Below are 7,748 nucleotides of genomic sequence, written 5' to 3'. Positions count from 1 at the left end.
CCCCTGACCGGCCTACTACTGGCGGCCAGCTTGACGACCAGATTCAACCCTGCCCGACCTGGTCTCGGTGACGCTCAGACTCGTGGTCGGCCGTGGGTGTCGCGGGTGGGGATGCCGCGTTCGCGGAGTTTGGTCAGCACGGTGGTGTGGTCGACGCTCAGGTGTTTGCCTACCCGTGCCAGGAACCAGCCGAGGTTGTAGAGGTGGATGGCGTCGTCGACCTGGTCGGGCGAGAGGCCGCGGCGGCGCATCGGCACGCCGTGCCGGTGGAGGATGTTGCTGACCGTTCGCCGTTCGATGCCGAACCGGTCACCGAGCTCGTACACGGTCGCGCCTGACTGGTAGTCGGCGATCAGCTGCTCGACTTGCTCCGTGCCGAGTTGCCGGGCGCGGCCGGGACGGTCGCGCTTGATCGACGTCGACTCTGGGGTATCGAGGCTGGGAAGCTCCTCTCGGAGCTCTTCCAGGGCTCTAACCTAATCTCTTATGTTTGAGTAAGCTCCCCAAGGTCCACGTCGCTCGGGGCGAGTTGTATTGGCGGGAAGCGCCGATCTGCTCGCTTCGTTTTGTTTTGTGGGGGTGCAACCCCCACGCCCCGCCCGGAGGGCTTCGCCCCCGGAACCCCAAGGGTTGTGGTCCGGTGTTCGGGTTAGGCCACCTTGGGGTTCTTTGCTAGTGCCGCGGTCCTTTGTGGAGGCGGGCGGTGCGCGGGACTTCGTCGGTGGCGCGCCCACTACGACTGTATTTCGCTCCCCGGGGCCCGCGACCCGTGGAGGGGGCGCGGGCCGGGTGGGGTTAGGGGTGGCGAGGGCCGGCTTGGGTGTGTGACTCGGCGGCGTCCAGGGCGGCTGCGTCGGTCAGGGTCGTGTTGTTTTCGTAGGTGACCGAGTCCGGGACGGCGTCGCTGCCGACTGGGTCGGCGTCCCATACGTTGCCGCGGTAGATCACGTTGTTCAGCGGCGGGTGGACCTGCAGCACGGCGGTGTTGTCGGCGCGCCGCACCACGTTGTCCGCCACCGTCACCCACGCGGCGCCGTAGTCGGTGTAAAGGGCGAAGTTGTACGGGGTGCGGGTGTCAGTCACGACATTGCCGCGCACCACCGCCCCGTCCTCGTGTGATTCGCCCTGCGGCCCGGACACGTAGATGCCGCCGCCGTCGGCCAGCACGCCCATGGAACCGGTGACGTGGTTGTGCAGGATGCGCGTGCCCTTCGCCGGGCCGCCCACGATGCCGCAGTGCGGGACGTCGTCCACGCGGTTGTGCGCGATCGTGCAGTCCACCGTGTCGAGGAGGGCGATGCCGGGCGAGCCCGAGTGGTCGAGCCCGACGCGGTGGATCTCGTTGTCCTCGACCACCGCGCGGTGGGTGCCGGTCAGGGTGATGGCGCCGGCGGCGAGGGTGTCGAACCCACACGTGCGCACCACGGTGTCCGTGCCACCGGTGACGCCGAGCGCGGTCGAGCCCAGGCGGGTGAAGCGGCAGCCCTCGAACCGGATGCCGGTGGTCCCGACCAGGGACGCGCACGCCGGGACGGTCTCCGGCTCGCCGGTGACGGTCAGCCAGGACTGGCCCTCCACGACGACCACGGTGTCGATCCGGCCGCCGTCGTGGAAGCCGCTGCCGTGGTAGTGCAGGAAGCCCCGGTCGCCGGTCGGGCGCAGCCAGGTGGTGTCGGCGAAGACCAGGCCGCGGAAGGAGAGGCCGCCGGCCCCCGTCGCCACCAGCAGGGTGTCCCGTTCCGGAGCGACGACCCGGGTGACGGCGGGGTCCTCGCCGGTGCGCGGGAGGTAGTGCAGGACGTGCTCGCCGGGGCGGGAGCGGTCCAGGGCGAACGTGCCCGGTTCGGTGAGGAAGGACGGGTCGTTCTCCACGCGGGTCGGCAGGCCTGGGCCGGAGGAGGTCTGGCCTTCCCAGGAGTAGTTGTAGAGCTGCCGGGCCCAGGAGAAGGCGGGCTGCTTCATGGTGATCGTGCCGTCCGCGACCGACTCGACCGCGAGCCGGGCCTCCGTCCACGGGTAGACGCCCCGGTGGACGAACTCGACGCCCGCTCGCCAGTCGAGGCGAGCATCCGTGACGTAACCTGACTCGTTTTCACTCACTTCGCCCGGGATTCCGTCGATGGCGGCCCGCTCGACGCGCCGACCGTCGACGGTGAGGTGGCGGGTGTCGAGCGTGCCGACGTCCGCGACCCAGACGCCGTCTCCACCCACCCGCCAACCGGTGATCACCCGTCCGCCGCCGATCACCACTTCGTCCTGCGCGGGGGTGCCGAACCCGTGCGCCTGATAGGTGATCCGGCTACCGTCCTGCGTGGAATCCTCCTCGGTGAACTCCCACGGCCCGGGGTAGGTGCCCGCCCGCACGTGGACGACCACGTCGCCCGCCGCCTCCCGGGCCGCCCTCCGCGCCCGGTCGATCGTGGCGAAGGGCCGGTCCGGGGTGCCGGGGCCGGTGTCGTCGCCGTCGAGGGCCAGGTGGACTTCTGTTGTGTATGCCATAAACGTATTTATACTATAAACAGGAGGTGTTCGGTGACGCAGGACAACGAGCGGGTCGAACTGCTGTGGCGCGGCGAGGACGCGCGGCAGGGGTTGAGCCCGGACCGGGTGGTGGCCGCCGCGGTGGCGGTCGCCGACGCCGAGGGCCTGGCGGGCTTGTCCATGCGCAAGGTCGCCGAGCGCCTGGGCTTCACCACGATGTCGCTGTACCGGCACGTGCCCAGCCGGGAGCACCTGGTCGATCTCATGCGCGACGCCGTCCTGGACGCGCCCGCGCCCGACGACCCCGGCGCCCCGTGGCGCGAGCGACTGGAGACGGCCGTCCGGCACGGCTGGGAGCTGCGCAAACTTCACCCGTGGCTGGCCGAGGAGCGCAGCACGCGGCACCTCCCGGGGCCGAACGCGCTGGCGTACTACGAGCACCTGCTGAGCATCCTGGCGAGCACCCCTCTGCCGCCGGCGCAGGTCGTGGCGGTGGCGGGCCTGCTCGGCCGCTTCCTCGACGCCGAAACCCTGGCGCTGGCCGAGACGGCGCGCGCCGAGCGGGACAGCGGGGTGAGCGACGAGGAGTTCTGGGGCGCGCGCGACGGGCTCTGGTCGCGGATGAGCCGCTACCCGACCCTCACCGCGCTGTGGGAGACGGGCGGTTTCGAGGAGCCGGACCCGTTCGAGTTCGGTCTGGCGCTCCTGCTCGACGGCGTCGAGTTGCGCATCGCACAGCGTGAGGGAACCCGTGATGAAACCTGCGCGGTGTGCGGCGAGCCGATCGAGCAACCCGCTTCGGGCCGTCCGCGTGCCTACTGCTCGCGAAGTTGCCAGCAACGCGCCTACCGCAGCCGGAAGCGCTGACACCACAGCGCGGTCCTTTGTGGAGGCGGCGCTTTCCGGGGCGCCCGTGGGGTCACGGGACGGTGACGAGTTCGACCACCTGTTCGTACTCGTCGGCGCGGGATGCTTCGCTCTGCTCTGAAACCGGACGCAGAGACGAGAGAGAACCGCATGACCAGAGACAACGACCCCGCGGTGGTCGCCGAGTTGGACCGGCTGGATGAGGCGGTCAAGGCCGCGCCGGCGGGGGACACGGCGGCGGAGATCGCGCTGTGGCGGCAGGTGACCGGGTTGGCTCACTGGTTCTTCATCGCGCGGGGCGCGGCCGACCGGCCCCGGCCCTACGCGGCGGCCTCCGAGCAGGGGCCGATGATCTGCCTCTACAGCAGCGCCGAGCGGGCGAGCGAGGCTGCCCGCGGCCTGGGTCTGGTCGATTCGGAGAGTGGTACGGCGCCGTTGTTCGGTGTGCCGATGCCGGCCGCGATCGACTACGTCGCCGCGTTCGGCAAGGCCGGCGTCGTCGGGGTGGTGCTGGACCACCCGCGGATCGGGCACCACATCCCGCTGGCGAACCTGGGGCTGCTCAAAAGCTGGATCGAAGGAGCTGCGCGGTGAACGAGGACAGTTTCGTCGAGGTGATCGCGCGCGAGGTGGAGGCCGATCCCAGCAACCTGGCGCTGCGCGAGGACTTCGTCACGCTGCTGCTGGAGCAGGACCCGGATCGCGCCGCCATGGAGCTGGAGGCGTTCGAGGCCTTCGGCGGTGCTCCGGAGCGGATCCGCATGCTGCGCGCCCGGCTGATGGCGGCGCGGATGCGGGCCTCGAACGTGCCGCCACCCGCCGAGCCCGCGGCCGGGACGGCTCGGCCGAACCCGGTTCCGGCTCCGGCCGACGAGGACCGCCAGGACCACAGCGCCGCCGGGTCGGCGTCGTTGTGGGACGCCGAGCGCCCGGCGGTGACGCTGGCCGACGTCGCGGGGCTCGCCGAGGTCAAGCAGCACCTGGACACCGCGTTCCTCGCGCCGCTGCGCAACCCCGAGCTGGCGGCGGCGTTCGGGCAGAAGCCGGGCGGGTCGCTGCTGATGTACGGCCCACCCGGGTGCGGCAAGACGTTCATCGCCAGGGCGATCGCCGGTGACCTCGGCGCCTCCTTCCTGCACGTGACCCTCGCGGACCTGCTCAGCAAGTGGATCGGGGAGAGCGAGAAGGCGATCCGGAGCGTGTTCCGCCACGCCCGCGCGGCCGCGCCGTGCGTGATCTTCTTCGACGAGTTCGACGCGCTCGGCGGACGGCGCACCTCCGGTGGGGGCGGGTCGCAGTCGATGCGGATGCTCGTCACCCAGCTGCTGGAGGAGCTCGACGGCGTGGACAGCGCGAACGACGGGGTCTACTTCCTGGCCGCGACGAACCGGCCGTGGGACATCGACTCCGCGTTGCGCCGCCCTGGCCGGATCGACAAGACGGTGCTGGTGCTGCCGCCGGACGCGGTCGCCCGTGCGGCGATCGTGAAGGGCGCGCTGGAGGGCAAACCGGCCGCCGACGTCGATGTCATGGCCGTCTCGACGGCGACCGAGGGCTTCTCCGGCGCCGACCTCAGCCACCTGACGACCACCGTGCTGCAGCAGGCGATGGTCGAGTCGATGAGCCGGGGTGAGCTGGTGCCGGTCACCACCGACGCGGTACTGGCCGCGGTCGGCGGCATCACCCCGTCCACGACGTCCTGGTTCAACCAGGTGGCGCCGGTGCTGGAGTTCGGCGTCGACGACGGCACCTTCGACCAGCTCCGGGCGTACCGAGCCCAGCGAGGAATGCGATGAACGACTCCGGCCGCACGGCCTTCGACGACAGCGCCGCCGTGGAGCGGAGCCTGGACCTGGCCTGGGAGCTCTTCGGCGCGCAGCCGACGCACTCCAAGGTCGCCGAGCTGGCGATGCAGGTGCTCGCGGTCCAGCCGGAGCGCAGCAGTGTGTCGCTGCTGCTCGGCAACCACCGCGAGGTCTGTGGCGACGCTGCCGAGGCGCGGCGCCTCTACCTCCAGGTGGCCGGTCGCCGCGACAACCAGTTCATCAACGCGGCTCGCGCCCTGCGGCACCTGGCGTTCGCCGAACGCGAGCACGCCGAGGCGCTGCGGTGGGCGCACACCGTGCTGGCCGAGGAACAGGAGGACTGGGACGACTGGATGGAACTGGGGTCCGCCCAGGCACTCTGCGGGGAGCACGAGGACGGGTGGCGCCAGATCGACGAGGCGGTGGCTCTCTGCTCCCGGACGGCGGCGGACGATCTGCCCCAGGCGCTCGGGAAACGCGCCGTGTACCTGCTGGGCAGCTTCGCCCCGCCCGACCGGTTCGTCCCCGCGGCCGAGGAGGCCATGCGGGCCGACGCGGCGAACTCCTGGGTCGCCCTGCTGCTCGGCTGGTCCTATCTGGTGCAGTACCGGTTCGACGACGCCGAAGAACTCGGTCTGCGACTGCTGCGCGAGTACCCGACCGAAGAGCAGATGCAGTACCTGGTGACGACGACCCGGACGATCAAGCAGGTCGTCGAGAAGGCGCACGACCAGGACATCGGCCTGGAGGACATCCGCCGCACCGGGGTGATCGAACTGGCGTGGCGGCAACTCCGGGACCAGTTGCTCGGCATCGACCTGGCTTCCGCGCTGGCGGCGTTGGACGAGGTGCTGCCCGCCGAACTGCGAGCCACCCTGCGTCCGGGAGTCTCGATCGCCGATGAGCCCGACGCCGACAAGGTCGGCTCCATGGCAGCGGAGGATCTGGTGGCCTGGCACGACGGCCAGCAGCCCGGCTCCGGCGCCGCGTGGGGGCTGGCCGAGCCGTTCCGCCTGCTGTCCGCCGCCGAGATCCTCGCCATGAGCGCCGAGATCGAGGCCGACCCGGAAGCGCACCCGGACTGGCCGGAGAACGAGATCTGGGAACAGGTGATGACCGACGACGCCGGGGCGTACCTGGTCCTCGTCGCGTTCGGGGCACTGGTCAAGCGCCGGCCGGGACACCCCGACGAGCCCGTCGCCGCGTCGATGGCCGACTGGCTCTGGGACCGGGTGGCCGACTTCGGCGGTCAGGACCCGCGACCGGCACCCCGCAAGACCGAGGAGTCCCCGGCACGTCGCTGACCGCGTGCTCTCCTGGCTTGACCTGGCCGGGGCGCGTCAATCGGCCGATGCCCACCTTCGGGCGTGCGGCGTCGGTGAGGTTCATGCCACTTCCGGCTTGGCGGCCGGAAGTGTGCATGACACGCGCAGGCCGCCTTCGGGGCGGGCGTGGAGGGTGAGCCCGCCGCCGTGGGCGGTGGCGATGGCGGCCACAATGGACAGACCGAGGCCGGAGGAGCCGGTGCGTTCGCCGCCGAGTCGTTCGAAGGGGCGCGCGAGCCGGTCGACCTCTTGCTGGTCGAACCTCCGGCCACCGGTTTCGACGACCAGCACGGTCTCCTGTGCGGCCGCGGTTCCGGTGATCTGGATCCATCCGCCGTTTTCGTTGTGTGTCACGGCGTTGTCGACGAGGTTGTCCACCAGCCGCGCCAGGAGGGCCGGGCTGCCGTGGGTCACCGTCGACGGTGGCACGTTCACCGTCACGGTCAGGTCCTTCTCCTGTGCGTCGGCGGATCGTTCGTGCAGCGCGGCGTCGACGAGGTCGCCGAGGCCGACCGGGGTGGCGTCGGCCAGCGCGCCGTGCTGCCCCCTGGCGAGCACGAGGAACCCGTCGAGCAGGTGATCGACCCGGTCCAGTTCCGTGCGCAGGCGGTCCGCGAGCGCGACCGTCGAGGCGGCCGGGTCCGGCTTGGCGACCGCGACGTCCAGCGAAGCCCGCATCGTCGCCAGCGGCGTGCGCAGCTCGTGGGAGGCGTTGGCGACGAAGCGGTGCTGCGCGGCGAACGACGCCTCGAGCCGTTCGAGCAGCTCGTCGATGGTGTCGGCGAGGTCCTTCACCTCGTCGGCCGGGCCGGTGACGGCGAGCCGCTGGTCCAGGTTGTCGGCGGAGATGCGCCGCGTGGCGCCGGTGATCAGCCGCAGCGGCCGCAGGACGCGCTTGGCCAGCAACCGGCCGAGCGGCACCGAGGCGACGGCCATCACGAGCAGCGCGATCAGCGAGCCGGCCAGCAGTTGGCGGGCCTGCTGGGCGTGCACGTCGTTCAGCTGGTCCGCCAGCAGCTGGATGTGCTGCTGTGCCGCGGCGAGGCTGCCCTGAGCGGGTGGAGCATCGGCCGGGATGACGCTGTTCATGCTGCCGCCGGAAAGCAGGAAGTTCAGCACGAGCAGGCCGATCCCGGCCAGGAGGAACCCGAAGGCGTACAGAATGGTGAACCGTACTCCCACGGTCCCGCTGCGCGGCTCGATCACGCCTCCAGCATGCGCCTGCCTGCCTAACAACAGCGTGACAACACCGGTTCGGCCGGTGTTATGC

General features: G+C 71.1%; 7 protein-coding genes. 4 read left to right on the top strand and 3 right to left on the bottom strand.

The window, feature by feature from the left end:
• Positions 1-74: 74 nt before the first annotated feature.
• Together JOM49_RS42290 and JOM49_RS42285 are read right to left on the bottom strand one after the other, a co-directional pair.
• Positions 75-326: a helix-turn-helix domain containing protein gene (locus JOM49_RS42290; protein ID WP_281068349.1), complete on the bottom strand. Its 252-nt coding sequence runs from the start codon at positions 324-326 to the stop codon at positions 75-77.
• 469 nt (positions 327-795) lie between these two features.
• Positions 796-2,499 (bottom strand): right-handed parallel beta-helix repeat-containing protein, encoded by a 1,704-nt coding sequence (locus JOM49_RS42285; RefSeq protein ID WP_209670471.1) that lies wholly within the window; start codon positions 2,497-2,499, stop codon positions 796-798.
• Between the two features lie 33 nt (positions 2,500-2,532).
• Between JOM49_RS42285 and JOM49_RS42280 the strand changes: the two genes are divergently transcribed.
• From JOM49_RS42280 to JOM49_RS42265, 4 genes are all read left to right on the top strand, one after another.
• On the top strand, positions 2,533-3,348 hold the full coding sequence (locus JOM49_RS42280) for a TetR/AcrR family transcriptional regulator C-terminal domain-containing protein (RefSeq protein WP_209670469.1): 816 nt from the start codon (positions 2,533-2,535) through the stop codon (positions 3,346-3,348).
• A 150-nt stretch (positions 3,349-3,498) separates the two neighbouring features.
• Positions 3,499-3,942, top strand: coding sequence for a hypothetical protein (locus JOM49_RS42275; protein ID WP_209670467.1), 444 nt, complete (start codon positions 3,499-3,501; stop codon positions 3,940-3,942).
• The gene (locus JOM49_RS42270; protein WP_209670465.1) at positions 3,939-5,144 is read left to right on the top strand and encodes an ATP-binding protein; all 1,206 of its coding nucleotides are present in this window, start codon (positions 3,939-3,941) and stop codon (positions 5,142-5,144) included. Before JOM49_RS42275 ends, JOM49_RS42270 begins: the two co-directional genes overlap by 4 nt.
• The gene (locus JOM49_RS42265; RefSeq protein WP_245369653.1) at positions 5,141-6,457 is read left to right on the top strand and encodes a tetratricopeptide repeat protein; all 1,317 of its coding nucleotides are present in this window, start codon (positions 5,141-5,143) and stop codon (positions 6,455-6,457) included. The genes JOM49_RS42270 and JOM49_RS42265 overlap by 4 nt, the downstream gene beginning before the upstream one ends.
• A gap of 81 nt (positions 6,458-6,538) precedes the next feature.
• Here JOM49_RS42265 and JOM49_RS42260 read toward each other — a convergent pair whose 3' ends face one another.
• The gene (locus tag JOM49_RS42260; protein WP_308159048.1) at positions 6,539-7,684 is read right to left on the bottom strand and encodes a sensor histidine kinase; all 1,146 of its coding nucleotides are present in this window, start codon (positions 7,682-7,684) and stop codon (positions 6,539-6,541) included.
• Positions 7,685-7,748 lie beyond the last annotated feature (64 nt).

This window comes from Amycolatopsis magusensis (assembly GCF_017875555.1).
Classification (GTDB): Bacteria; Actinomycetota; Actinomycetes; order Mycobacteriales; family Pseudonocardiaceae; genus Amycolatopsis; species Amycolatopsis magusensis.
The sequence above is the reverse complement of the archived record's forward strand: the minus strand, read 5'-3'. Positions and strand labels throughout refer to the sequence as shown.

Excerpts from the sequence above, each read along its gene's own strand:
- JOM49_RS42285 (WP_209670471.1), bottom strand. The coding sequence starts at position 2,499 with ATGGCATACACAACAGAAGTCCACCTGGCCCTCGACGGCGACGACACC.
- JOM49_RS42275 (WP_209670467.1), top strand. The coding sequence starts at position 3,499 with ATGACCAGAGACAACGACCCCGCGGTGGTCGCCGAGTTGGACCGGCTG.
- JOM49_RS42265 (WP_245369653.1), top strand. The coding sequence starts at position 5,141 with ATGAACGACTCCGGCCGCACGGCCTTCGACGACAGCGCCGCCGTGGAG.